Raw genomic sequence first — 25,142 nt, 5'->3', positions numbered from 1 at the left:
CCGACCGCGCGAAGGTAAAAGCTCTGTTAAATCGGCGGGTGCAAGGGCCGAGCGGGTTTACCATGCGGGGCAACGATCCGAACCGCAAAGGAGCCCGCATGCAAGACATCCTCCCGTTCGCCAAGCTGCAAGGCTTGGGAAACGATTTCATCCTGCTCGACGGGCTTGCGAAGGGCATCGACCTCTCGCCCGGCCAGATAGCGCATATGTGCGACCGTCATTTTGGCATCGGGGCCGACGGCGTGATCGTTGTCCGCCCTTCCCCGCAACCCGGATGCGCAGCCTACATGCACTACGTAAACGCCGACGGCACGCCCGCCCAGATGTGCGGCAACGGCGTACGCTGCTTCGCGAAGTTCCTGGTCGACAACGGATACGTGCCGGCGGCGAACGGGAAGCTCGTGGCCGACACACCCGCCGGCCCGCGGCCCATCGCATTCGAGGTGGACGCCGCGGGGATGCTGACGCGCGCCACGGTGGATATGGGGCGGCCCGTGCTCGACCCGGCGCTCGTGCCGGTGGACGCCGAGCCCGATGCGGTGGCGCTCTTCGGCGAGCCGTTCGCGGGCGCGCTCTCGCTCGACTCGCCCTGGGGGCCGTTCGCGTTCGCGTGCGTGTCGATGGGCAACCCGCACGCGGTGTGCTTCCTGGACGACGTCGATCTCGACGTGTTCGACGTGGACACGATCGGGGCGTTCTTCGAATCTCACCCCGCCTTCCCCGAGAAGGCGAACGTGGAGTTCGCCGTCGTCGGGCCGCACGGCATCGCGATGCGCGTGTACGAGCGCGGGTGCGGCGAGACGCTCGCCTGCGGCACGGGCGCGTGCGCGACGGCCGTGGCGGCCTGCCTGACCGGCCGCGCGGCTCGCGAGACCGACGTGCTGCTGCGCGGAGGCGCGCTGCACATCCGTTGGGCCGACGACGGGCACGTCATGATGACCGGCCCGGCCGCAGAGTCGTTCCGCGGCACCGTATCCCTGCGAGAAAGGAACCCTGCATGAGAACCGCCGCCTGCCTCGACCGCATGGCACCCTACCTGTTCGCCCAGATCGATGCGAAGCGCGACGCGCTCAGAGCGCAGGGCGCCGACGTCATCTCCCTCGGCATCGGCGACCCCGACACGCCCACGCCGCCACATATCGTGGAAGCCATGGCCGCCGCCATCCGCAAGCCGGAAAACCATCGGTATCCCGACTACGCCGGCTCGCTCGCGTACCGCACGACCTGCGCCGACTGGATGCGCTCACGTTTCGGCGTGGAGGTGGACCCTGAGCGCGAGGTGCTCGCGCTCATCGGCAGCAAGGAGGGCATTGCACACTTGCACACCGCGTTCGTGGATCCCGGCGACTGGGTGCTCGCGCCGTCCATCGGCTACCCTGTGTATTCCGGCGGCGCTACGCTGCAAAGTGCGAACACCTTCTTCATGCCCATGCGCGAGGAAGACGGCTTTCTGGCCGACTTCGCGCAGGTGCCCGCCGACGTGCTGGCGAAGGCGAAGATCATGTTCCTGGGCTACCCGAACAATCCCACCGGCGCCTGCGCCACCGAGGGATACTTCGACACCGCCATCGCGTTCTGCCTCGAGCACGACCTGTTGCTCGCGCACGACAACGCCTACTGCGACATCTGCTTCGACGGCTACCGCGCGCCCTCCATCTTGGAGCGGCCGCGCGCGAAGGAGTGCTGCATCGAGTTCTTCAGCCTGTCGAAGTCCTACAACATGACCGGTTGGCGCATCGCGTTTTGCTGCGGCAACGAGGCCGCCGTGCAGGCATTGGGTATGGTGAAGAACAACCTGGACTCCGGACAGTTCGCCGCCGTGCAGGACGCCGCCATCGCCGCGCTTTCCGGCGACCAGCAGTGCGTGGCCGACCTCTGCGCGCTCTACCGGCGCCGTCGCGATCTGGTGGTGGAGGCACTGCGCGCTATCGGGCTTTCGTGCGATGCGCCGAGGGCCACCATCTACGTGTGGGCGAAGGTGCCCGCCGGCGAGACGAGCGAGTCGTTCGCCACGAAGCTGTTGGTGCGCGCGCACGTCATCGTCACGCCGGGCAGCGGCTACGGCCCCGGCGGCGAGGGCTACGTGCGCATCTCGCTCACCACGCCCGACGATCGCCTGCTCGAGGCCGTTCGCCGCATCAAGGAGACGATGGCGTAGGAACGAGGGAGCAAGCGGACCCCCCGGTTCGCAGCAAGCCGGGGGTCCGAAGGATACCAGCTCCCGTCTTCTGCAGAAGCCGGCTATCCACGGGCAGACGCCTTTTCCTCGCATAGATATAGTATGCAAAGGTAGAAAAAGGGCAAGATCGGAACTAAGGGCCCTTCGCAGCGTCGAGTAGTTTCGGCGGCTGGCAAGCCGCCGAAACCTTACATGTAGAACAGCAGGTCGTTGTAGGTGGGCACGGGCCAGTGGTCGCGGTCGACGACGACCTCGATGGCATCCACGGCGGCGCGGAGCTTCTCCATGATAGGGAGGACGCGGTGCGCGTTGTCGCTCGCGCGCTCCTGTTGGTCGGCGATCTCGACATTGGCGTGATGGGCCGCGTCGAGCGCTTGCAGCTGCGCGTCGATCTCGCGCACACCGGCCAGCAGCTTCTCCAGCAGCTTCTCCTGTTGGCCCACCTCGGCATCGGCGTTCACGGCGCGCACCGCGCAGATGTGACCGGCCACCTCGGCCGCGTAGCCGTTGATGGCGGGCAGGTAGGCGCGGCGCACCATGCGCTTCATCGTGCGTGCCTCGATGTTGATGAGCTTGTTGTACTTCTCCAGCTTCACCTCGTAGCGGCTGTGCACCTCGGCCTCGGTGAGCACGCCGAACTCCTCGAACAGCGCGATGCTCGCAGGCGCGACGAAGCACGGCAGCGCGTCGGCCGTCGTGCGGTGATTCGCCAGGCCGCGGCGCTCGGCCTCCGCCGGCCATTCGTCGGCGTAGCCGTTGCCGTTGAAGATGATGCGTCGGTGCGCGACAAGGACGTCTTTGAGGTAGGCGAGGGCGGCCGCCTCGAACTCCTCGCCGGACTTGCCCTCCATCGCGTCAGCGAAGCTTTTCAGGCTCTTCGCCATGGCCGTGTTGAGGATCATGTTGCAGTCCGACAGGTTCACGGCCGAGCCCGGCATGCGGAACTCGAACTTATTGCCCGTGAACGCGAACGGCGAGGTGCGGTTGCGGTCGGTGTTGTCCTTGAGGAAATTCGGCAGCACGGCCACGCCCAGATCCATGGCCACCTTGTCGGCCGAGGTGTAGACGTGGTCGTCGATGAGCGCGTCAACGATGGCCCCCAGCTCATCGCCCAGGAAGACGGAGATGATGGCGGGCGGGGCCTCGTTCGCGCCGAGGCGATGGTCGTTGCCGGCCGAAGCCACCGACATGCGCAAAAGCTCCTGGTAGTCGTCCACCGCCTGGATGACGCCCGTCAGGAACACGAGGAAGCGCAGGTTGTCCATGGGCGTCTCACCCGGGTCGAGCAGGTTGGTCTTGCCGGCCGATATGGACCAGTTGTTGTGCTTGCCCGAGCCGTTGATGCCCTCGAACGGCTTCTCGTGCTGCAGGCACACCAAGCCGTAATGGCTGGCCAGCAGGCGCATCTTCTCCATCGTGAGCAGGTTCTCGTCGATGGCGCGGTTGCTGTTGGTGAAGATGGGTGCCAGCTCGTGCTGGGCGGGGGCCACCTCGTTGTGCTTGGTCTTGGCGGACACGCCGATCTTCCACAGCTCGTCGTCGAGCTCCTTCATGAACTCATTCACCGACGGGCGGATGGCGCCGAAGTAGTGCTCCTCGAGCTCCTGGCCCTTGCAGGGCGGATAGCCGAACAGCGTGCGGCCGCACATGATGAGGTCCTGACGCTTCGCGTAATCCTTCTCTGAGATGAGGAAGTATTCCTGCTCCGACCCCACGGTGGTGGTCACGCGGGCCGGTGCCTCCCCGAACAGCTCGAGCACGCGCTTGGCCTGCTCGTCGATGGCGCTCATGGAGCGCAGAAGCGGCGTCTTCTTGTCAAGCGCCTCGCCGGTATAGCTGCAGAACGCAGTGGGGATGCACAGCACCTCATCCTTGATGAACGCGTAGCTCGTGGGGTCCCAGGCCGTGTAGCCGCGGGCCTCGAAGGTGGCACGCAGGCCGCCGGAGGGGAACGACGACGCGTCCGGCTCGCCCTGGATCAGCTCCTTGCCAGAGAAGCTCATGATGGCGCGGCCGTCGGGACCGGGATCGATGAAGCTGTCGTGCTTCTCCGACGTGATGCCGCTCAAGGGCTGGAACCAGTGCGTGAAGTGCGTGGCGCCCTTCTCAATTGCCCACTCCTTCATGGCGTGGGCCACGACGTTGGCCACCTCTATCTCCAGCGGCTCGCCTTGCTTCATGGTTTTGAGCAGGCTCTTGTACGTCGCCGAGGGCAGACGCTCCTGCATCGTGTGCTCGTTGAACACCATCGAGCCGTACGTATCCGAAACTCGTGCCATAGGGTAGCTCCTCACTCGTCGATGCCGGCCCACCTTCGCCAGCCTTGCCGTTCCCACTTCCCCATCCACGCTACCGTCGCTGTGTTTCAAGGGGTTTTCCACTTGGAAAACTCCTGTTACGTCGAGGCGTCCATCCGGGTCATGCAGCGACACCGTGTTTCCAACAGGTGAAATCATGTGGCGAGGGCCACGGCGACTGCATCGGGCGCGTACAATCGAAAGACGTTTGGAGAACGCCTTTGAACGTGAGGAGACCCATGGCAAAGCACATTTTCGTAACCGGCGGCGTCGTCTCGTCGCTCGGCAAGGGCATCACCGCAGCCTCGCTCGGCCACCTGCTGAAAGCGCGCGGCTACCGCGTGACCATGCAGAAGATGGATCCCTACCTCAACGTGGATCCCGGCACCATGAGCCCCTTTCAGCATGGGGAGGTGTTCGTGACCGAGGACGGCCATGAGGGCGACCTTGACCTTGGGCATTACGAGCGCTTCATCGACGAGAACCTCTCGCGCGAATCCAACTTTACGCAGGGATCTATCTATCGCTCACTCATCGCGCGCGAGCGGCGCGGCGACTTCCTCGGCGGCACGGTGCAGGTGATCCCGCACGTCACCGAGGCCATCAAGGAACGGCTGCAGCGCATCGCCAAGCAGTCGGGCGCCGACATCGTCATCTCCGAGATCGGCGGCACCATCGGCGACATCGAGTCGCTGCCTTTCATAGAGGCCGCACGCCAGTTCAAGAAGGAGCGCCCCGTCGGCGACGTGCTGTTCGTGCACGTTACGCTCGTGCCCTACATCGCCGCGGCCCACGAGGTAAAGACGAAGCCCACGCAGCATTCGGTGAAGGAGCTGCGGTCGCTCGGCGTGCAGCCAGACTTCATCGTGTGCCGTAGCGACCATGCCGTCACCAAGCCTGTTCGCGAGAAGATCGCGCTGTTCTGCGACGTGCGGCCCGAGGAGGTGCTGGCCTGCGTCGACGCGGAATCCATCTACGAGGTGCCGCTCATGCTGCACGACCAGCGTTTCGACGAGTTGGCGCTCGCGCGGTTGGGGCTCGAGGCGCCCGAGGCCGATCTTGCGCCCTTGCGCTCGTTCATCGGGGCCTCGCGCGCCTGCGAGGGCCAAGTGCGCATCGCGGTGGTGGGCAAGTATGTGAGCCTGCCCGACGCCTACCTCTCGGTGATGGAGGCGCTCGGGCACGCGGGCGTTGCCTGTGGACGCCATGTGGACGTGCGCCTCGTGGACGGCGAGGAGGTCGGAGACGGCAACGCCGCCGATGTGCTGGCAGACGTCGACGGCGTTCTCGTGCCGGGAGGCTTCGGCGAGCGCGCCTTCGAGGGGAAGATAGCCGCCGCACGCTATGCGCGCGAGAACGGGTTGCCCTTCCTCGGCATCTGCCTTGGGTTGCAGGCCGCCGTATGCGAGTTCGCGCGCCACGTGGCCGGCATGCCGGGCGCGACCTCCGCCGAGTTCGACGCGGAGGCGGCCTTCCCCGTGATCGACCTCATGCCCGAGCAGGAGGATGTGGAGGATAAGGGCGGCACCATGCGCTTGGGAGCCTACCCCTGCCGCGTGATGCCGGGCACACGCGCGCACGGGGCATACGGGGAGGAAGTGGTCTACGAACGGCATCGCCATCGCTACGAGGTGAACAACGCGTATCGCGATGCGTTGCAAGAGGCGGGGCTCGTCGTATCCGGCGTGTCGCCCGACGGCCGGCTCATCGAGATGGTAGAGCTGGAAGAGCATCCCTGGTTCGTGGCCAGCCAGGGCCACCCCGAGTTCAAGAGCCGTCCCACCCGCCCGCATCCGCTGTTCCTGGGGTTGGTCGAGGCGGCCGTAGCGAGACGGGGCGGAATGCCGTCTTGAGCCCCCCCGACGATCTCGGCGCCGCCGCTCAGTTTGCGTACAGGGCGGCGTAGGGTCGGACGGTGGTGGGCCTCAAGCGGTGGAAGCCTTCACCGGACTCGTCCAGAGGCTCGTCGAGGTCGGCGGCAAAGCACTCGTTATAGCGCCTGAGCAGCGCGCCGATGACCGTGCGATCCACTTCGTCGGCAGGCTCCTGCACGAGGCCCGCGGACACCTCGTCCTCGCCGATCGGGTGCCTCAGGTAGATCACGCCGCCGTGCATGCCGGTGGCCAGATGCCTTCCCGGCTTCCCCAGAAGCACGATGATGCCGCCGGCCAGGTACTCGCCGAGAAAGCTGCCCGCGTCGCCGCCGATGACGATGGCAGGGCGCTTGCCCTCGAACTGCTTCATGTGGATGCCCACGCGCCAGCCGCAGCCGTCGCGCACGAGGATCTGCCCGCCGCGCATGCCGTATCCCGCCGCGTCGCCGCAGCGGCCGTGCACCACGATGCAGCCGTCGTTCATGGTGTTGCCGATCTGGTCCTGCGCGTTGCCGAACACCTCGATCTCGCCGCCGTCCAAATAGCAAGCCAAGTCGTTGCCGGGGACGCCGTGTATCCTGAGCGTCTTGCCCGCCGGCATCGCGCAGCCTAGATAGCGCTGGGCGAACACCCCGTTCACTTCTACCGTATCGTTCTGCGAAAGGGCCTCGCGCACCGTCGCGTTCGCCTCGGCGAAGTGCGCGGTGCCCAGCGTCACGGAAACCGTCTTGCCCATCGTATTCCTCACTCTCCCGCATGCTTCACGCCGAGGATCTCCCGTTCCTTATCGCTCAGCCCCACGCCGCGCAGCATGAGGCGGTTGCCCCGAAGGCTGTCGATGGCGTTGATGCCCATGCCGCCCATCATCTCCTGGATCTCGTGGTTCCAGGCGCGCACGAGGTTGACCACGCGCTCGGCGGCGATCTCCGGGTTGAGCCGGCGCGTGAGCTCGGGACGCTGCGTGGCGATACCCCAGTTGCAGCGGCCGCTCGCGCAGTCCTGGCACTGGTGGCACCCGAGCGCGATGAGCGCAGCGCTCGCGCAGTACACGGCGTCGGCCCCGAGCGCGACCGCGCGCACCACATCCGCCGAGTTGCGGATGGATCCCGCGGCCACGAGGCTCACCTTCGAGCGAATGCCCTCGTCGCATAGGCGCTGGTCGACCGCCGCGAGCGCGAGCTCCAGAGGAATGCCCACGTTGTCGCGAATGCGCAGGGGCGCCGCTCCCGTGCCGCCGCGGAAGCCGTCCAACACGATGACGTCCGCGCCGGCGCGCGCCATGCCGCTGGCGATGGCGGACGCGTTGTGCACGGCGGCGATCTTCACGGCGACGGGCTTCTCGTAGCGCGTGGCCTCCTTGAGCGAGTAGATGAGCTGGCGCAGATCCTCGATGGAGTAGATGTCGTGATGCGGCGCGGGCGAGATGGCGTCGGTGCCGCGCGGAATCATGCGGGTCTGCGAAACCTCCTCGTTGATCTTCTCGCCGGGCAAATGGCCGCCGATGCCCGGTTTCGCGCCCTGGCCGATCTTGATCTCAACCATCGCGCCCGCGTTCAGATAGCGCGCGTCCACGCCGAAGCGGCCGCTCGCCACCTGCACCACGGCGTGTTCCCCGTAGCGCTCGAGGTCTTTATGCAGGCCGCCCTCGCCGGTGTTGAAGTAGGTGCCCAGCTCCTCGGCGGCCATGGCGAGCGCCTTCTGCGTGTTGAGCGAGATGGAGCCGAAGCTCATGGCCGAGAACATCAGCGGCACGTCGAGCTTGATCTGCGGCGGCATCTTCGACATCACCCGGCGCCCGCACTCGTCCACCTTGAGCGCATCGGGGCGGCTGCCCAAGAGCACGCGGGTCTCCATGGGCTCGCGCAGAGGATCGATGGACGGGTTCGTCACCTGGCTCGCGTTCAGCAGCAGATGATCCCAGTAGAGGGGATAGGGCTGCGGGTTGCCCATCGACGAGAGCAGCACCGCGCCGGTCTGCGCCTGTTTGGCGATGTCCTGCATCGCGCCGAGCGTCCAGTTGTTCGAGCCGTTTCCCACCTGGGGCCACCGCGTGATGGCGAGGGCCTGCGTAGGGCACATGACCACACAGCGCTGGCAGTTCACGCACGCGCGGTGGTTGGCGATGACGCGTCCGAGCTCCTCGTCCACCTTGTGTACCTCGTTGCTGCACGAGCGCTCGCACACACCGCACCGGACGCACTGGTCGGCGTCGCGCAGCACCTTGTAGCGCGGAAGCAGGTAGTCCTGCATGCCCCTCACGCCCCTTTCTCACGTTGAACCACGAAAGGCTCGCCGCCTTCGATGGAGCGCACGTTCTGCACGTCGGGGCAGACCACCTCGATGGCAGCCTGCTCGGAAGCGAGGTACACCATGCTGCCCTTCTCGCCCGCCATGAGCGCGCGCAGCTTCAGGCGGTCGTTGAGCGCGAGCAGCCCCTCGTCCGAGCCGAGGATCACCGACATCGGGCCGTTCACGAGCGCGCTCGCGTACACGCAGCGCAGCGCCGTCTCGAACGCGGCACGCCCGGATTCCATCTTGTCGATCTCGTCCCAGGCGCTCGCGCACATGATGTGTGCGGCCATCTCCTGCGAGAAGCCGTGCCGGCGCACCAGCAGGTCGAACAGGTACGTGATGACCTCGGTGTCGGTTTTGAGCGTGCAATCATAGCCGAACTGCTCGACATAGCGGCGGTTGGCGTCGTAGCTGGATATCTCGCCGTTGTGCACGATGGACCAGTTGAGCAGCGTGAACGGATGCGCGCCGCCCCACCATCCAGGTGTGTTCGTGGGAAAGCGCCCGTGCGCCGTCCACAGCCATGCCCCGTATTCCTCGATGCGGTAGAACGCGCCGATGTCCTCGGGATAGCCCACGCCCTTGAACGCGCCCATGTTCTTGCCCGACGAGGCCACGAACGCCCCGGGGATGTCCGCGTTGATATGGAACACGTGCTGCATGGTGTACTCGGCCTCGTCGAGGCCGCTCAGCGAGAGCTTTATCGGATGCGGCGCGAGGAAGTAGCGCCAGACGTCCGGCGGATCCTGGATGCCCTTCACCGGCTCGGTGGGGATGCGCTCCTGTTTCTCGCTCGTGAAATGCTCGTCAAGGTATGCCTCGGTGCGGTCGCGCGCCTCCTTGCTCTCGTACATGACATGGAACGCGTACAGCTCCGCGAACTCGGGGTAGATGCCGTAGGCCGCGAACCCGCCGCCCAGTCCGTTGCTGCGATCGTGCATGAGCGCGATCGATTTCAGGATGTCGCTGCCGCCATGGCGCGCACCGCTTCTGTCCATGATGCCGGCGATGGCGCATCCGGAGGGAATGCGCACGTCGCCTTCGCGCAGTGTCGCCCACTTTCTCATCGATGGGCTCCTCGTCTCTTGCATGCGTCTCACGTTGGTCTCCTGAGCGGAAACAGAGGCTGCATCCTCGCAGAAAGGCGCGGGCAAGGGAGGTCCGCCAAAAGCACCGCGCCTTTCCATGAGGATGCATGGCCCTCGTTTCCGCTATGACTTCAGCTTACGGGGTCAATGTTTCCGCCGTGTAGAGCCCCTGTTTCGATCGGGTTTCAACGTGAAAGAGGGCGGCATCGCTGCCACCCTCTTTCACCAACGCGCCCTGTTCTTTGCGCGCTCATCGGTTTCGTCCGTCCCGAGACGGTCGGTCTTTTCGACGCCGCCCTAGCCGCGCTTGCCCTGCTTGTCGTTCAGCAGGCGGTTGAGCGCGTTCAGATACGCCTTGGTGGATGAAACCACGATGTCGCCGTCCGCCCCGCGGCCCGTGTATACGTCGCCGTCCGGCGCGGTCACGCGGATGGTCACCTCTCCAAGGGCGTCGATGCCGCGGGTGACGGACTGCACCGAGAACTCCGTGAGATCATTGTCGACCTGGACAATCTTGTTCACGGCCTTGCACATGGCGTCGACCGGGCCCGTGCCGAACTCGCACGCCGTGACCACTTGGTCGGCCTGATTGCGAAGCGTAACCGTCGCCGTGGGCGTGAGCGGGAACCCGCAGCTGATCTGCACGCCTTCGAGCGAGTACAGCGCGCTCTCGTTGCGCTCGCGCTCGTTGACCAGGCTCTCGAGATCCTCGTCATACACTTCCTTCTTCTTGTCGGCCAGATTGAGGAAGGCGTCATACACCTGGTCGAGCGGCTCGCCCTCCAGCTCGTAGCCCAACTCCTCCAGGCGGTGCTTGAGCGCCGCATGGCCCGAGCGCGCCGTGAGCACGATCTGGCTCTGGCCTGCGCCCACGTCAGCCGGGTCGATGATCTCGTAGGTATCGCGCTTTTTGAGCACGCCGTCCTGGTGGATGCCGGAGGAGTGCGCGAAGGCGTTGGCCCCTACGATGGCCTTGTTGGCCTGCACGCCCATGCCGGTGATAGATGATACGAGACGGCTCGCCTTTATGAACTCGCGCGTGTTGATGTCGGTGTGGGCGTCCAGCTCCTCGCCATGCATCTTTATCGCCATGACCACTTCCTCCATAGCGGTGTTGCCGGCGCGCTCGCCCAAACCGTTGATTGTGCATTCGATCTGCGCTGCACCGCATCTTACGCCGGCAAGCGACAACGCCGTAGCCATGCCAAGGTCGTTATGGCAGTGTACCGACACGGTGGCGTTCTCGATGCCGTCCACATGATTCATGAGGTATTCGATACGCGCGCCGAACTCCTCGGGAAGAGAATATCCCGTCGTGTCAGGAATGTTCACCACCGTCGCACCGGCTTTGATGACGGCCTCGATGACGCGCGCCAGAAAAGCGTAATCGCTGCGCCCGGCATCTTCGGCATAGAATTCAACATCCTCGACGTACTTCTTGGCGTAGGCGACGCACTTCACAGCGCGCTCGACGCACTCGTCCTCGGTGATGCGCAGCTTGTCGCGCATATGGCTGGGGCTCACGCCGATACCGGTATGAATGCGGGGACGCTTGCAGTACTTGAGCGCATCGGCCGCCGAATCGATATCCTTCTCGACTGCGCGCGTGAGGGCGCAGACGGTAGCCTGATCACCGGCAAGTTCAGCGATGCGACGCACGGACTCGAAGTCGCCAGGGCTCGAGATGGGGAAGCCTGCCTCGATGACGTCGACGCCCAAGCGTAGAAGCTGACGCGCGATGACCGGTTTCTCCTCGGTGTTCATGGATGCGCCCGGCGATTGCTCGCCGTCGCGCAACGTGGTGTCGAAGATGGCAATCTTGCGCGTCATATGCGTACTTCCTTTCCGTGTTGTGCCAGCCGCAGCGTGCCTCTCTGCACGGCGGCCCTATCAAGTACCTGCACCATCATAACAAAGCAGCACCCCGCCAGTCGCGGGATTCGCGCCGCTCGCTCCGAAGCTACAATCTGATGTACCAGAGGTTCGCAAGGCCGCTCACGCCTTCGCGCAGCTCGGCGAGCACCGTATCGTCCACGGCGCCTTCAACGTTCACGTATACGAGCGCTCGCTGCTCGTCGGGTTTCGTGCAGATTTGCATCGTGGTGATATTGATGCCCTGCTCGCCCAGGATCGTGCCGATAACGCCGACGCGACCCGGAGCATCCTCGTACTCGAACACGAGCGATTGCCCAGCTGGAGCGATGTCCAGCTTATAGCCAAGCAACGAGACCAGACGGGCGCCGTGAGCCTCATCCGCGAGCGTGCAGGCTATCTCGGTACCGTCGGCCACGATGGAAACCGCCGAGGCATAGCCCTCCGCGTCGGCATGCGACAACGTTTCGACCTTGATGCCGTGGCGCTTCGCCATAGACTCGGCGTTCACCGGCGTGACCATGGCCACCCGCTTGTACGAGAGCAGGCCCTTGAGCGTGCCCGCTACGAGGATGGACAGGTCGACCGTGGAGAGCGATCCGGCCGCAGTGAGCTTGAGGTACTGGGGTATCTCGCCATCCATCTGAGCAAGGATGCTACCCATCATCTGGCAAGCGGGCACATAGGGTCCTACCGCATCCATGACCTCGGGCGGCAGCGGCGCCATGTTGAGAGCCGTGGGCACAATGGACCCATCGAGACCTGCGGCCACGTACTCGGCCGTCTGCACGCCGGCGCGGCGCTGGGCTTCAACGGTGCTCGCGCTCAGATGGGGCGTGAGGATGGCGTTCTCGAACTCATGGAGCGGGCTTTCCGCACAGGGCTCGTCCTGGAAGACGTCCAAACCGACCGCGCCTATCTTGCCGGCAGCCAGGAAATCGGCAAGCGAGTCAACGTTGTAGATGCCGGCCCGAGCCGTATTGATCAGGATGACGCCGTCTTTCATACGGGCAAACTGATCGGGACCGAACATGCCTATGGTCTCCTTCGTCTTGGGAAGGTGCACCGTGACGAAGTCTGCAAGCGGCAGAATCGCCTCCACGTCGTCGTACAGCGTTACGCCCAGCTGCTCCGCGCGACCAGGGCTGCAGTACGGGTCGTAGCCGATAAGCTTCATACCGAACGCTTTGGCCCGCTCCGCCACGAGCCCGCCGATGCGGCCCAGGCCGAAAATGGCGAGCGTCTTCTCGTACAGCTCGGTGCCGACGAAGCGGTTGCGCTCCCATTTGCCCTCATGCATGGAAGCATTCGCCTGCGCGATGTTGCGCGCGCAGGCCAGCATAAGCGCCATCGTATGCTCGGCCGCCGACACGAGGTTGGAAGTGGGAGCATTGCATACGATGATCCCGCGCTCAGTGGCGGCATCCAGGTCCACGCTGTCGACCACCACGCCCGCGCGCCCGATGACGCGCAGCTTCTCGGCGGCTTCGATAACGTCGCGCGAAACCTTCGTAGCCGACCTGATAACGAGCGCATCGTAGTCGGGGATGGTCGCTATAAGCTCCTCTGGCGTCATGTCCAGCCTGACGTCGACCTCAAGCCCTCTGTCGCGCAGAGCCTCGAGTCCGGCGTCAGCTACCTTCTCGGTCACGAGCACTTTTTTTGCTGCCATACCAATACGCTCCCATCCTGCCGACGACGATTCCACCGGCTCGATATTCTACCGCGCGTACAGCGCACTCGACACAGAATATAACGAACGACATGAGAAAACGCCGCTGCCGGCACCTGCCGACAGCGGCGGCGCGTTCGGCAGAGCGATATGATCGCCTCACCGGTACGCGTCGGGCTTCCGCAACGCCCAGAAAGCGATCATCGCTCGCGGAAGTCGGCATCCCGAAGATCGCTCTGCTTTCCGGGTGGCACGCAACCCGAGCGCGGCGCGCAGCACATCCCTGTCGGACGGCACGTCGGGCAACATGCGTCCCGGCCTACCTCCGCACGAAGGAGAACATGGAGCGAATACTCTCGCCCACCTGCTCGATCGGGGCCTGGGCGTGCTCATCGCGCTGCTCCTTCAGCCATGCCTGGCCGTTCTCGGAGTCCTCCATGAACTCGTGGGCGAAGCTGCCATCCTGGATGCGCTCGAGGATGGTCTTCATCGCAGCCTTCGCCTCGTCGGTGATCACCTGGGGACCGGCGTAGTAGTCGCCATACTCGGCCGTGTTCGAGATGGAGTAGCGCATGTTCGACATGCCGCCCTCGTACATGAGGTCCACGATGAGCTTCATCTCGTGGAAGCACTCGAAGTAGGCCATCTCGGGCGGGTAGCCCGCCTCGACGAGCGTCTCGAAGCCGGCGTTGATGAGGGCCGTCACGCCGCCGCAGAGCACCGCCTGCTCGCCGAACAGGTCGGTTTCCGTCTCGTTCTTGAACGTGGTCTCGATGACGCCGGCGCGCGCGCCGCCGATGCCCCACGCGTAGGACAGCGCCACGTCCTTGGCTGCGCCCGACGCGTCTTGGCTCACGCAGATGAGGCACGGCACGCCCGCGCCCTCGGTGAACACGCGGCGCACCATGTGGCCCGGGCCCTTCGGCGCGATCATGACGACGTCCACGTCCGCGGGCGGCTCGATGTAGCCGAAGTGGATGTTGAAGCCGTGCGCGAACGCGAGGGTGTCCCCCGCCTTGAGGTGCGGAGCGATGTCGGCCTCGTAGGTGGCGGCCTGGGTCTCGTCGGGCGTGAGGATCATGATGAGGTCGGCTTCCTCGGCGGCCTCGGCGACGCCCATCACCTTGAGGCCCGCCTCCTCGGCGGCCGCGCGCGACTTCGAGCCATCGCGCAGGCCCACGCGCACGTCGACCCCCGAGTCCTTCAGGTTGAGCGCGTGGGCGTGGCCCTGGCTTCCATACCCGATGATGGCCACCTTCTTGTCTTGGATGAGCTGGGGGTTCGCGTCGTTCTCGTGGTAGATCGTAACAGCCATGGTTGGTTTCCTTTCTGTTGGCTGAGGTTGCTAAGGTCAAACTGGTCCGGCAATGTCAGCGAGGAGCATCGGCCCGTTCCGCCGTTCGGCACGTGCGCTTTGCGCTACCCCGCGGGGAACGGCGGAATCTCATACGTCCTTGCTGTTGCGGGACATGGCGATCTTGCCGGTGCGAATGATCTCCTTGATGCCGTAGGCGCGAAAAAGGTCTTCCATACCTTTAAGCTTGCTCTCGTCCCCGGTCGCCTCGATGGTGAGGGAGCTCTTCCCCACGTCGACGATCTTCGCGCGAAAGACATTGGCGATCTCGATGATCTCGCTTCTGCGCTCGGGCGTGGCGTTCACCTTGAACAGCACGAGCTCGCGCTCGATGGCGCCCTCGTCGGTGAGGTCGTTGATCTTGTGCACGCTGATCAGCTTGTGCAGCTGCTTGGTGATCTGCTCGTAAGCCACCTCGTCGGCGTTCACGATGGCTGTGACGCGCGACATGGTGGGGTCCTCGGTGGGGCCCACCGACAGCGACTCGATGTTGAAGCCGCGCCGCGAAATGAGCCCCGTCACGCGCGAGAGCACGCCCGGCTTGTTCTCCACCAAAACGGATAGAATGTGCCTCATCGGGTGCCCCCTTTCCCGCCCGCAGCGCCGTCCGCCTCGGGCACGTCCGTGCGCACGGCCCCCACTGCCGCATCAATGGCTCCAATAACGTCATCGAGCGCACGGCCGGGCGCCACCATGGGGAATACGTTCTGGTCGCGCGAGATGGCCACGTCCAGCAGGTACGGCCCCTTGGCCGCCAGCATCGCTGCCAAGGCGGCGTCCAGCTCGTCGGGGCCCTCGACACGCGCGGCCCGCCAACCGTACGCGTCGGCCAGCTTCACGAAGTCGGGGTTGGCGTCGAGCAGCGTCGACGAGTAGCGCTCGCCGTAGAACAGGTGCTGCCACTGGTGCACCATCCCCAGGCAGCGGTTGTCCATGACGAGCACCTTCACCGGCACGCCGTGAATGCCCGCCGTGGCCATTTCCTGGCTGTTCATCTGGAACGACCCGTCGCCAGCCACGCACACCACCGTCTTGTCGGGACACCCGATGGCGGCTCCGATGGACGCCGGGAAGCCGAAGCCCATCGTGCCCAGGCCGCCCGACGAGATGAACGAGCGCGGGCATTCGCGAGCGATGTGCTGGGCGGCCCACATCTGGTGCTGTCCCACCTCGGTCACGACGATGCTCTGCTCAGGATCGAGCGCAGCGGAGAGCTTCTCCATCACCACCTCGGGCACGATCTCATCCGGAGCGTCGCCGACGTTCGGATGGTAGAACGGGTGGCGAAAGCGCCATTCGGCGATCTGCGCGAGCCACTCGGCCGTTCGAGGTTGGGCGTTCTCTTTCACGAGCTGGGCAACGACGTTCGCGAGAACGCCTTTGAGGTCGCCCACGATAGGGATCTGCGCCTCGCGCACTTTGCCGATCTCGGCCGGGTCGATATCGATATGGATGACCTCGGCATGCGGCGCGAACTCGTCGAGTCGCCCTGTCACACGATCGGAGAAACGAGCACCTGCCGCGATGATGAGATCGCTTTCCGTCATGGCGAGGTTCGCGTACTTCGAACCATGCATGCCCACAGGTCCGAGGTTCAGCTCATGCGACGCAGGGAACGCGCCTTTGCCCATAAGCGTGGTGACCACCGGGATGCGCATAAGTTCGGCAAGCGCCCTGAGTTCTTCCGAGGCGCCGGAGGACACCACGCCGCCGCCCACGTAGAGAACGGGCCGCTCGGCGCGGCGGATGCGAGCGACCGCCTGCCTGACCTGCTTGGCGTTGCCGCGGTAGGTGGGCTTGTATGAGGGCAGGCTCACCTCGTCGGGATACTCGAACACCAGCTCCTCACTGGCGAGGTCGCTCGGCACGTCGATGAGCACGGGGCCGGGACGCCCGGTCTTGGCGATATGGAACGCCTCCCGGAACGTAGCCGTCAGCTCGTCGGTGGATTGCAGCAGGTAGCTGTGCTTCACCACCGGCATGGTGATGCCCACGATGTCGGATTCCTGGAACGAGTCAGTGCCGATGACGCCGCGCGGCACCTGGCCCGTGATCACCACGAGCGGCACGCTGTCCATATAGGCCGTCGCGATGCCCGTCACCGTGTTCGTGGCGCCCGGGCCGCTCGTGACGATGGCCACGCCCACGTTGCCCGTGGCGCGCGCATAGCCGTCGGCCTCGTGCACGGCGCCCTGCTCGTGGCGCGACAGTACGTGCCTGATCCGGTCGGAGTCGTACAGCGCGTCGTAGATCTTGATGGCCTGCCCGCCCGGGTAGCCAAATACGAGGTCGACACCCTCGGCCTCGAGCGAGGCGACGACCGCCTGAGCTCCCGTCATCGTCATGCCCTGTTTGGGATTCTTGCTGCCAAGCCCTCGCGGCGCGCCCTTGGCCGCCGCCGTCGCGCCAGGCCGCGCGGCCGGCTGCTCGCGGCCCTCAGACGCGGCGGTCTCGGCGCCCTCCGATTGCTTGCGTGTATTCGTCATGACACATACGCCCCCTTGTCCGCTGATGAGACCAGTCTCGCGTACTTCGCGAGCACGCCATGGTCGTGCTTCGGCGCCGGCGGCGTCCAGACCGCGCGGCGGCGTTCGAGCTCGGCATCGTCCACGCGCAGCGTGAGCGCGCCGCCCTCGATGTCCACCGTCACCTGGTCGCCCTCCTCGATGAGCGCGATGGGGCCGCCCGCGGCCGCTTCGGGGCTCACGTGTCCCACGGCCGGGCCCTTCGTCGCGCCCGAGAAGCGCCCGTCGGTGATGAGCGCCACGCTCGTGGACAGGCCCATCCCCACGATGGACGAGGTGGGCGTCAGCATCTCGCGCATGCCCGGGCCGCCCTTCGGCCCCTCGTAGCGGATGACCACCACGTCGCCCGCCACGATCTTCCCGGCGTTGATGGCGGCGCAGGCCTCCTCCTCGCTGTCGAAGCAGCGCGCGGGGCCGGTATGCGTCATCATCGAGGGATCGACGGCCGACTTCTTCACGATGGCGCCATCGGGAGCGATGTTGCCGTGCAGCACCTTGAGCGCGCCCACTGGGGAGAAGGGGTTGTCGTGCGCGCGCACCACCTCGCCGTCCGCGCCGGCGCAGTGCTCGGCCATGTAGTCGAGGTAGTCCCCCATCGGGCCCGTGCAGGTGAGCGCGTTGCGGTCGATGAGCCCTAAGCGGTCGAGCTCCGCCATGACCACGGGCACGCCTCCCACCTCGTACAGGTCGGTGAGCGGGCGCGGGCCCGAGGGCGCGAGCTTCACGAGGTGCGGCGTGCGTGCGCTCGCCGCGTCCCAATCGTCCATCGTGATGGGATGGCCCGCCTCGCGGGCGACGGCCGTGAGGTGCAGCACCGTGTTGGTGGAGCCGCCGAAAGCCATGTCGCACTCCATGGCGTTATGGATGGCGGCCTCGCTCACGATGTCGCGCGCGCAGACCCCCTGCTCCAAGAGCTCCATCACCTTCATGCCCGCATGCTTCGCCAAGCGGATGCGCTCGGAGTACACCGCGGGGATGGTGCCGTTGCCGGGAAGCGCGATGCCGAGCGCCTCGCACAGGCAGTTCATGGAGTTCGCCGTGAACATGCCCGAGCAGCTGCCACAGGTGGGGCACGCCGTGTCCTCGTACGATTTGAGCTCGTCTTCGGTCATCGTGCCGTTGAGCACGCGTGCCGCCCCGTCGAACAGCGTGTTGAGGTCGGTGGAGGGGCCGCAGCCGCCCGGATGGGTGCCAGCCAGCATCGGGCCGCCCGACACGAACACCGTGGGAATGTTCACGCGCAGCGCGCCCAGCAGCATGCCCGGCACGATCTTGTCGCAGTTTGGGATGCACACGAGCGCGTCGAAGGCGTGACCCTGCACCGCGCACTCCAGCGAGTCGGCGATGGCCTCGCGCGACACGAGGGAGTAGTGCATGCCGTCGTGGTTCATGGCGATGCCGTCGCACACGCCGATGGTTGATATCTCGAACGGCACGCCGCCGGCCATGTAGATGCCGGCCTTCACGGCCTCGGCGATCTTGTCGAGGTTGTTGTGCCCCGGGATGATGTCGTTTCGGGAGTTGAAGACGGCGACGAGCGGCCGCTCCAGCTCCTCGTCGGTGATCCCGTCGGCCTTGAGCAGGCTGCGGTGAGGGGCGCGCGCCGTGCCGCATCGTACGGCATCGCTGCGTAGCTGCATGTCCGATCCCTTCTCTCTGGATGCCCGGTTCCGGGTTCCGCCCATAAAAAAATCCTGCTGCAAGCAACGAGCTGCACCAGGACCACGGTTGCGAGAAAGGATGCACGACGGTCTAGCCGCAGCGCACGCTTAGACAAGTAACGGTTGTCGCCGGTTCAGCCCTACTTGCCCCGCGCACCGGACCGGAGATCGTCCATCCGCGCGCGAAACGTTCATGCCGAACTGCTCGGAGGGGGCTTTCGGACCGTCCACCGCCGGCTCGCAGCTTTCCGCCGGCTCTCTGGAAGATGGATTCGTCCCTACTGGTCCTCGTCATCGCATTTCGATCTATGAGGTTGTTGGAAGCCAGTATACCTCTCGTTCGAGCAGCCGCAAGCAAAACTTCGACGATCGAAGGATTCCCGCAGCAAATCCACATGGCCGCGGTCGATGAGAAAAAACGCCGTCGGCCCACGATCGGACTCAGGCGGCGTCCCTGAGAAGATGCGAGCGAGAAGGTCAGTGCATGCTGGCCATGATCATGATGGCGACGGCAGCCTTGGCACCCTCCACCGACTCAAGAAAGCGGTCAACGTCCTCGTCGGTGTTGTACAGCGCCAGGCTCGCGCGACAGGTGGCCCGCTCGCCGAGGAAGCGCACGAGGGGCTCGGCGCAGTGCGCCCCCGCACGGACGGCGACGTTGTCGCGCGCGAGCGCGGCGGCCACGTCGTTCGCGTCCACGCCGCTGACGTTGAACGAAACGACGCCGCAACGCAGAGGCTCGTCGTCCTCGAACGTTCCGTCCGCCCGCGTCGCGCCATGCACGCGCACGCCCGGAACGGCCGCGAGGCCCGAGAGCAGGCGCTCGAGCAGGCGCCGCTCATGGTCGCGCACCGCATCGTAGCCCAGCTCCAGCATGAACCGCATGGCCTCGGCCAGGCCCACGGCTCCAGCGATGTTCGGCGTGCCGGCCTCGAATCGCGCGGGAGCGAGCGCGAACGCGGCGTCCTGCTCGAACACGCTCTCGATCATGCCGCCTCCTCGCAGCAAGGGCTCCATGCCCTCAAAGAGCTCGCGACGGCCGTACAGCACTCCCGTACCCAGAGGCCCGAACATCTTATGCGCGGAAAAAGCCAGGAAGTCGGCCCCGAGCGCGGAGACGTCGACCGGCAGATGCGCCACGCTCTGCGCACAATCCGCCACCAGCACGCCGCCCACCGCATGCACGGCGTCGGCGATGCGCCGCACAGGCTGCACGCTTCCCAGCACGTTCGACACGTGGGCCACGGCCGCGATCCTCGTCCGCGGGCCCACCTTTTCCGCAATCTCCTCGTCCGAGATGCGGCCCTCCTCGTCGGGCAGCAGGTACACGAGCTTCGCTCCCGTGAGCTTCGCCACGGCCTGCCAGGGCAGGAGGTTGCTGTGGTGCTCGGCCATGGTGATGGCCACCTCGTCGCCCGGCGCCAGGCGGTTCGCGCCGTACGAGAAGGCCACGAGGTTGAGCCCCGCTGTCGCTCCCGACGTAAATATGATCTCATCGTCGGCCGCGCCGATGAAGGCGGCCGCCATGCGTCGCGCCTTCTCGTAGAGCTTCGTCGACGTCTTCGCCAGCGAGTATACGCCACGCGAGGCGTTCGCGTTCGCACACCGGTAGAAGTACTCCTGCGACGACAGAACGCATTCGGGCTTGTGCGTAGTGGCGGCGTTGTCCAAATACGCGAGCGGCCGCTTGAGCTGCTGCCCCGCCTCCACGAGCGGAAACTGCGCGCGCACGGCCGCCACGTCGAGCGAGCCCGCGCCCCCCGAGGCGGAGCTCGCCGCCGGGCGCGGCGCCGAGCTCCTCTCGGGGAAGGTGTTGTGGTTGGTGGGAAGTCCCATCCTCTCCCCTATTCTCCGAGCTTGCCGAGCTCTTGCAGGCGCTGCGCCACGTTGTCGAGCCCATATTTCTCAAGCTCTGACTTCTTCGGATAGCCTTTCTCGTTCAGGCCGTCATGGGCGTAGAGCTTCGTCTTCACCTCTTCGAACTTGTCGCGGTCGAGCGTGCGGCCCATGTTCGTGCTGTACACCCACTCGCCGTTCTCGACGGCGGGCATGAAGTACGGCGTGCTCGTGGGCACATCGTAGATGTACTTCGCGAACTGCTCGTCCTCCCGCTCGCGGCCCTGCTCGATCCAGATGGCGCGGTCGAGGAGGAGAAACTTGCGGCCGTAGTCCAAGCTCTCCTCGTATGTCAGCTCTCGCCCGGTGACCGCCTTGAAGAATCCCAGCTCGAAGCGCGGGGATGCGCCGCCGTAATCGTCCGGGCTGAAGTTCACGAAGTTCACGAGGTTCGGCCAGGCCCAATCGCACATGCCCATGCTCTGGATCCAGAAACGTCCGTGGTAGCGGTACCATTCGGTAGTCTCCACCATGAGGTCGGAGTACATGCCCTCCTCGCTGAAATCGAGGCACTTCGGATCCGAAAGCCCCACGAGTCCCGTGATCTCGGACACGAAATCCTCGGCGGAGAGCCAGTCGCCTCCCAGGCCCTTCCACAGCATGGGCGTCCAATGGATGATCCAGTTGAGGCCGTGCTCGTTGATGTCGCGCTCGTTCAGGATGGTGGCGTAGCCCCACTCCGCCTCGACGCGCGGGTCGTAGTGCATGCAGTAGCCCCAGTACGGGCGCTCGAGCAGCCCCGTAGCGGTATCCTCCTCCCAGCGTCCCCACTTCATGGCCGCGCGCGCCAAGCCTTCGGCCAGATCGTCGCCGATCTCTTCGCGGTACGCGATGCGCTTGATCAGCGTATCGGGAAAGACCACGTTATCGAACCGGTCGAAGGGTAGATCGGTGTCTATTTCCATACCCTCGCCCAAAACGCCCATCTTGTTGAGGTTGCGCAGATACGGGAGGAAATCGACCTCGAACGCGTCGATGCCCAGGTCGTTCAGGATCGTGTTCACGTACAGCTGATCCTCCGTCTTACCGCTCGCAGTGTAGTACAGGCTGGAGTTGCACGTGGCTTCATTGCCGACGCGGCCCGCTACGTTGATGCGGCAGTTGCGGAAGCAGCCGAGGCATCCTTCGGGACGGCCCGTGGTGTCCTTGAGGGTCAGGTTGAACGTGCTGAAACCGGGCTGACGGATGATCTCGCCCATGGCGCCGAACGACAGGCTCGCCAGCTCGGCAGTGGGGTTGTCCACATGGTAGCCATAATCGCGCTGCAGTTCGATGCGCAGGTCGATGAGGGTCGCAGGATCGGCCACCTCGAAGCTCTTCGATCCGAGGAAGCTGATCGCCTTCAGGTTCTTCGCGCCCCACACAGCACCGAAGCCGCTTTGGCCGGCCACGTGGCCGGCGTCGTGCGTGATGGTGGCCGTGCGCACGAGATTCTCGCCAGCCGGCCCGATGGCCAGAACCGAGGGCCTATCCGTCGAGCGGCCGCCGTCGCGGCTGCGGGTGAACTCGAACCAGCCGCCGTCGGGAGTCTGGTGCGTCACCTCGCTCCAGATCAGCTCCTGGGTTTCCCATGTGCCCTTGCCCCAGAGCCCTTCGGCATCGTGGAAGGTCACCTCGTCGTTCACCACGCTCACCCATATGCGCCGCTCGGCTTTGCCGAGGACGACGCACGCGTCGAAGCCGGCGGCCTTCATCGAGCCTGCGATGCGCCCGCCAATGCTCGATCGCGTGTACCATTCAGGATACGCGAAGGGCCCGAGCCCCGTCATTTCGATGCGGGCCGAGGACGCCGGGACGAGCGTGCCGGAGAAGGGGTTGCACGAGAAGACGATGACGTTCTTCGGGTCGTAGGCCTGCACGCTCTTGTCCTCGCAATAGTCCCAGAACAGCTTCGAGCACAGGCCGTGCCCGCCTATCCACTCGTCGACGTAGGGGGCGCTGTCGACGATCTCGTAACTCTCGTCGGCGAGGTTGATGACGAGGATGCCCCCCGCGTAACCGTATTTCGTATCAGACATCGTGGTCCTTCCTTCCCGTTAGGCCTGAGGTTGCGGACTCGGCGTGATCGAGTCGATGTACACTTGGGCGGGAATCTTCGCCTCGTCGTCGACAGGGAACGCCATCCTCGCATAGTGAACGGTGCGTAGGTTCACGTCATAGCCCTGGTCGGTTTGCACGGGAATATCGTTGGTGAACTTGATGGCGTCCATGGGGCACACCTTCACACACGCCTGCTCGCCCTTCGGGCCGCCCTCGTGGTTCCAGAACGGCGTGTTCTTGCACAGGTCGCACTTCTGTGCGTGCCGCTCCTCGAAGTTCCACTGAACGCGCGAAGGGGTGAACGGACACGCCTCCACACAGCGCTCGCATCCGATGCACTTGCCCTCGTTCACGGTGCGGACGTTCGTATCGGGATCGACGTGCATGGCGCCCGTCGGGCAGGCGTTTACGCACGACGGCTCGGGACACTGACGGCATTGGTACTGGAAGATGTCCTCGCCGAAGCCCTTCAGAACGTTCTTGCTCACCTGGATGCGCGACAGCGATAGGTTCTCCTTGCCGCTGTGCACGAGCGAGCAGGCCAGCATGCAGCTTTGGCAGCCGGCGCATTTTTTCGTGTCGACAAGCAGGTAGCCATCGGACGCCTCGATGGCGTACACGCCGTCGGGCAGCAGCAGGCCCACGATGCTGCCGCCGATGACGGCGCCGATGCCCAAACCGCCCAGTCCGACGAGGAACTGGCGGCGGGAAAGACCGCTCGGCTCGATCTGGGGAGAGGGCGGCTGCGGCATGCCCTCGGTCGCGCTCTGTTCGGTGTTCGTCATGCTTGCTCCTCCTCGTTTTCGTCCTCGTCCGCACCTTCGTCGCCCGCGCCCTCGCCTTCGTCGGAAGGCAGGTAGGGCCGATACTGCGTCATGCGCAGGTCGAGCAGTTGGCGCAGCACTTCTATCTTGTCGTTGTAGGTCTCGCACCCACCCAGGCGCTCCTCGAGCACGTTCGCGAACGCGGTGTCTCCAAGAACGTCGCGCAGCCACGCGACGAACCGGTCGAACTCCACCCACGCGAACGACCCCGACGAGCCCAAGCTCGCGCTGCCGCTGTTGCCGTCGAGAAGGAACGCTGCCGCCTCGCGCAGACTGTACAGGTACATCGTCGAGTTTCCACGGGCCGCCGCCATGCGAGTGCACACGAAATGCTCGCCCCAGACGAGGTCGCGCAAAGCATGCTCCGCCTCCTCGGGCGTGGGCGGGGCGAACAAGCGGTCGGCTTCGGGAACCTCGAAAGCATCCTCGCCCAGGCCGGTCTCGTCCACGGCCGGAACCGTTGCATCCTCAGTGTTCATCGTGCACCTCCGTCCTCGATGGGCGTGTTCACGGCGGGCGCGGCAGGCGCCTCGGCACCCTGCGGATCCTCGATGACGCGGCCGGACTCCTTGAGGCGGCGCACCCAGATCTTATGCTCGCGCTCGGCCTCCTCGCGCGGCATCCAGCCGAATATCATCGAAGGGAACGTCTTCCATGAGAAGGGCACCACGGCTGCGAAGAACACGTGCGCCAGGAAGAACAGAAGCATGAGCGCGGCAGCGACATCGTGAGTCCACGTGATGACGTTCATGAACGGATCGGGCAGCGTGAGCACCACATGCGCGAGCGCCTTCACTAAGCCGGACACCACCAGCAGCACCGAGCAACCCAGCGCCATGAGGTAGGCGATCTTCTCGCTCTCGAAGTACTTGTCCTCCTCGACGGGCGAGAGCTTCTTGAAGCCCAGTTTGCGCCCATAGTGGTGGATGGTGGTGACCACGGCATCGCGCGTGGGAAGGTGCTCCTTGAAGCGATGACTCGAAATGACTGTGTTGCCCAGGTAGAAGAACGTCCCGAACAGAAACGATACGGCAGCCACGAAGTGCACGTTCATCCAAAGGACGGCCTCGGGGCCGTCGGTCACGAACGCGGGCGTAAACCGAAGACCCAGGACGATGCCGGAGATGAGGCACACGGCAACGCCCAGTGCATGGGTCCAGTGCGAGACGCGAGCCGGCGGGTCGTGTCGGTAGACCCGATCCCCCGCAATCATCGGATCGCGCCGCTTGACGAGCGCCGCGCAGAAAAAGCCCGCGAACGGCGCCAATGCCACGAGCCACGGCAGTTGGTCGAACCAAGGCATAGCTGCTCCTTCCCTTCGGACCGACGTTTGATCATCGGCTTCTCTGCGACCATGATGCGATCCTGCGATTTTCTTTAGCAGGCTTGCGAAGTTGATCGGCACGTCATCGGATGATGAACGGTGAATTTTTTGAGGATTTTTCCGTAAGCGGATGACAAACGGAGACTACTGGTGTTTGTCATGATGCCGTTCACCTCGGTTTCCCGGCCGGCCGCTTGGACAAATGATTTTTTCTCTCCGCACGTTCGATAGAGCCGCAGCCCGA

General features: G+C 65.2%; 18 protein-coding genes. 3 read left to right on the top strand and 15 right to left on the bottom strand.

The genetic code is table 11. The features are described from left to right. The first annotated feature begins 98 nt into the window (after positions 1-98). Entirely contained in the window at positions 99-1,001 is a 903-nt protein-coding gene (gene dapF / locus ABGT83_RS02295; RefSeq protein WP_346685719.1) for a diaminopimelate epimerase, read from the top strand. Next, positions 998-2,158, top strand: coding sequence for an LL-diaminopimelate aminotransferase (locus ABGT83_RS02290; RefSeq protein WP_346685718.1), 1,161 nt, complete (start codon positions 998-1,000; stop codon positions 2,156-2,158). The genes dapF and ABGT83_RS02290 overlap by 4 nt, the downstream gene beginning before the upstream one ends. Before the next feature lie 209 nt (positions 2,159-2,367). Here ABGT83_RS02290 and ABGT83_RS02285 read toward each other — a convergent pair whose 3' ends face one another. Beyond that, the gene (locus tag ABGT83_RS02285; protein WP_103264868.1) at positions 2,368-4,458 is read right to left on the bottom strand and encodes a glutamine synthetase III; all 2,091 of its coding nucleotides are present in this window, start codon (positions 4,456-4,458) and stop codon (positions 2,368-2,370) included. 257 nt (positions 4,459-4,715) lie between these two features. On the opposite strand from ABGT83_RS02285, the gene ABGT83_RS02280 reads away from it, so the two are divergent. After that, positions 4,716-6,329 carry a CTP synthase gene (locus ABGT83_RS02280; protein WP_346685715.1) on the top strand — a complete coding sequence of 538 codons (1,614 nt, stop codon included), beginning with the start codon at positions 4,716-4,718 and terminating at the stop codon, positions 6,327-6,329. A gap of 28 nt (positions 6,330-6,357) precedes the next feature. Here ABGT83_RS02280 and ABGT83_RS02275 read toward each other — a convergent pair whose 3' ends face one another. From ABGT83_RS02275 to ABGT83_RS02210, 14 genes are all read right to left on the bottom strand, one after another. Continuing rightward, entirely contained in the window at positions 6,358-7,086 is a 729-nt protein-coding gene (locus tag ABGT83_RS02275) for a glutamate synthase (RefSeq protein WP_103264866.1), read from the bottom strand. Positions 7,087-7,094: 8 nt separating this feature from the next. Then, positions 7,095-8,600, bottom strand: a complete 1,506-nt coding sequence (locus tag ABGT83_RS02270; protein ID WP_346685713.1) for a glutamate synthase-related protein — start codon at positions 8,598-8,600, stop codon at positions 7,095-7,097. 5 nt (positions 8,601-8,605) lie between these two features. Next, positions 8,606-9,709: a class II glutamine amidotransferase gene (locus ABGT83_RS02265; RefSeq protein ID WP_346685711.1), complete on the bottom strand. Its 1,104-nt coding sequence runs from the start codon at positions 9,707-9,709 to the stop codon at positions 8,606-8,608. A 318-nt stretch (positions 9,710-10,027) separates the two neighbouring features. Next, the gene (locus tag ABGT83_RS02260; protein WP_346685709.1) at positions 10,028-11,560 is read right to left on the bottom strand and encodes a 2-isopropylmalate synthase; all 1,533 of its coding nucleotides are present in this window, start codon (positions 11,558-11,560) and stop codon (positions 10,028-10,030) included. A 130-nt stretch (positions 11,561-11,690) separates the two neighbouring features. Then, entirely contained in the window at positions 11,691-13,274 is a 1,584-nt protein-coding gene (serA, locus tag ABGT83_RS02255; RefSeq protein ID WP_103264862.1) for a phosphoglycerate dehydrogenase, read from the bottom strand. Between the two features lie 319 nt (positions 13,275-13,593). Then, entirely contained in the window at positions 13,594-14,589 is a 996-nt protein-coding gene (gene ilvC, locus ABGT83_RS02250; protein WP_103264861.1) for a ketol-acid reductoisomerase, read from the bottom strand. Between the two features lie 129 nt (positions 14,590-14,718). After that, positions 14,719-15,204, bottom strand: coding sequence for an acetolactate synthase small subunit (ilvN, locus tag ABGT83_RS02245; RefSeq protein ID WP_103264860.1), 486 nt, complete (start codon positions 15,202-15,204; stop codon positions 14,719-14,721). Beyond that, positions 15,201-17,114 carry a biosynthetic-type acetolactate synthase large subunit gene (gene ilvB / locus ABGT83_RS02240; protein ID WP_346685707.1) on the bottom strand — a complete coding sequence of 638 codons (1,914 nt, stop codon included), beginning with the start codon at positions 17,112-17,114 and terminating at the stop codon, positions 15,201-15,203. Before ilvB ends, ilvN begins: the two co-directional genes overlap by 4 nt. Continuing rightward, positions 17,111-18,793: a dihydroxy-acid dehydratase gene (gene ilvD / locus ABGT83_RS02235; RefSeq protein WP_346685705.1), complete on the bottom strand. Its 1,683-nt coding sequence runs from the start codon at positions 18,791-18,793 to the stop codon at positions 17,111-17,113. Before ilvD ends, ilvB begins: the two co-directional genes overlap by 4 nt. 498 nt (positions 18,794-19,291) lie before the next feature. Next, entirely contained in the window at positions 19,292-20,650 is a 1,359-nt protein-coding gene (locus ABGT83_RS02230) for an aminotransferase class V-fold PLP-dependent enzyme (protein ID WP_346685703.1), read from the bottom strand. An 8-nt stretch (positions 20,651-20,658) separates the two neighbouring features. Beyond that, positions 20,659-22,728, bottom strand: a complete 2,070-nt coding sequence (locus ABGT83_RS02225; protein WP_346685702.1) for an aldehyde ferredoxin oxidoreductase N-terminal domain-containing protein — start codon at positions 22,726-22,728, stop codon at positions 20,659-20,661. Positions 22,729-22,746: 18 nt separating this feature from the next. Beyond that, the gene (locus tag ABGT83_RS02220) at positions 22,747-23,535 is read right to left on the bottom strand and encodes a 4Fe-4S dicluster domain-containing protein (RefSeq protein ID WP_239926404.1); all 789 of its coding nucleotides are present in this window, start codon (positions 23,533-23,535) and stop codon (positions 22,747-22,749) included. Beyond that, on the bottom strand, positions 23,532-24,053 hold the full coding sequence (locus ABGT83_RS02215; RefSeq protein ID WP_346685701.1) for a hypothetical protein: 522 nt from the start codon (positions 24,051-24,053) through the stop codon (positions 23,532-23,534). Before ABGT83_RS02215 ends, ABGT83_RS02220 begins: the two co-directional genes overlap by 4 nt. Further along, positions 24,050-24,877 carry a cytochrome b/b6 domain-containing protein gene (locus ABGT83_RS02210; RefSeq protein WP_346685700.1) on the bottom strand — a complete coding sequence of 276 codons (828 nt, stop codon included), beginning with the start codon at positions 24,875-24,877 and terminating at the stop codon, positions 24,050-24,052. The genes ABGT83_RS02215 and ABGT83_RS02210 overlap by 4 nt, the downstream gene beginning before the upstream one ends. Positions 24,878-25,142 lie beyond the last annotated feature (265 nt).

The organism is Enteroscipio rubneri, from assembly GCF_963929405.1.
GTDB lineage: Bacteria > Actinomycetota > Coriobacteriia > Coriobacteriales > Eggerthellaceae > Enteroscipio > Enteroscipio rubneri.
The sequence above is the reverse complement of the archived record's forward strand: the minus strand, read 5'-3'. Positions and strand labels throughout refer to the sequence as shown.

Coding starts and splice junctions, on each gene's coding strand:
- ABGT83_RS02265 (WP_346685711.1), bottom strand. CDS start 9,709: ATGAGAAAGTGGGCGACACTGCGCGAAGGCGACGTGCGCATTCCCTCC.
- ABGT83_RS02210 (WP_346685700.1), bottom strand. CDS start 24,877: ATGCCTTGGTTCGACCAACTGCCGTGGCTCGTGGCATTGGCGCCGTTC.
- ABGT83_RS02225 (WP_346685702.1), bottom strand. CDS start 22,728: ATGTCTGATACGAAATACGGTTACGCGGGGGGCATCCTCGTCATCAAC.
- ABGT83_RS02260 (WP_346685709.1), bottom strand. CDS start 11,560: ATGACGCGCAAGATTGCCATCTTCGACACCACGTTGCGCGACGGCGAG.
- ABGT83_RS02275 (WP_103264866.1), bottom strand. CDS start 7,086: ATGGGCAAGACGGTTTCCGTGACGCTGGGCACCGCGCACTTCGCCGAG.
- ABGT83_RS02285 (WP_103264868.1), bottom strand. CDS start 4,458: ATGGCACGAGTTTCGGATACGTACGGCTCGATGGTGTTCAACGAGCAC.
- serA (WP_103264862.1), bottom strand. CDS start 13,274: ATGGCAGCAAAAAAAGTGCTCGTGACCGAGAAGGTAGCTGACGCCGGA.
- ABGT83_RS02220 (WP_239926404.1), bottom strand. CDS start 23,535: ATGACGAACACCGAACAGAGCGCGACCGAGGGCATGCCGCAGCCGCCC.
- dapF (WP_346685719.1), top strand. CDS start 99: ATGCAAGACATCCTCCCGTTCGCCAAGCTGCAAGGCTTGGGAAACGAT.
- ilvC (WP_103264861.1), bottom strand. CDS start 14,589: ATGGCTGTTACGATCTACCACGAGAACGACGCGAACCCCCAGCTCATC.
- ABGT83_RS02290 (WP_346685718.1), top strand. CDS start 998: ATGAGAACCGCCGCCTGCCTCGACCGCATGGCACCCTACCTGTTCGCC.
- ilvN (WP_103264860.1), bottom strand. CDS start 15,204: ATGAGGCACATTCTATCCGTTTTGGTGGAGAACAAGCCGGGCGTGCTC.
- ABGT83_RS02230 (WP_346685703.1), bottom strand. CDS start 20,650: ATGGGACTTCCCACCAACCACAACACCTTCCCCGAGAGGAGCTCGGCG.
- ABGT83_RS02280 (WP_346685715.1), top strand. CDS start 4,716: ATGGCAAAGCACATTTTCGTAACCGGCGGCGTCGTCTCGTCGCTCGGC.
- ilvB (WP_346685707.1), bottom strand. CDS start 17,114: ATGACGAATACACGCAAGCAATCGGAGGGCGCCGAGACCGCCGCGTCT.
- ABGT83_RS02215 (WP_346685701.1), bottom strand. CDS start 24,053: ATGAACACTGAGGATGCAACGGTTCCGGCCGTGGACGAGACCGGCCTG.
- ilvD (WP_346685705.1), bottom strand. CDS start 18,793: ATGCAGCTACGCAGCGATGCCGTACGATGCGGCACGGCGCGCGCCCCT.
- ABGT83_RS02270 (WP_346685713.1), bottom strand. CDS start 8,600: ATGCAGGACTACCTGCTTCCGCGCTACAAGGTGCTGCGCGACGCCGAC.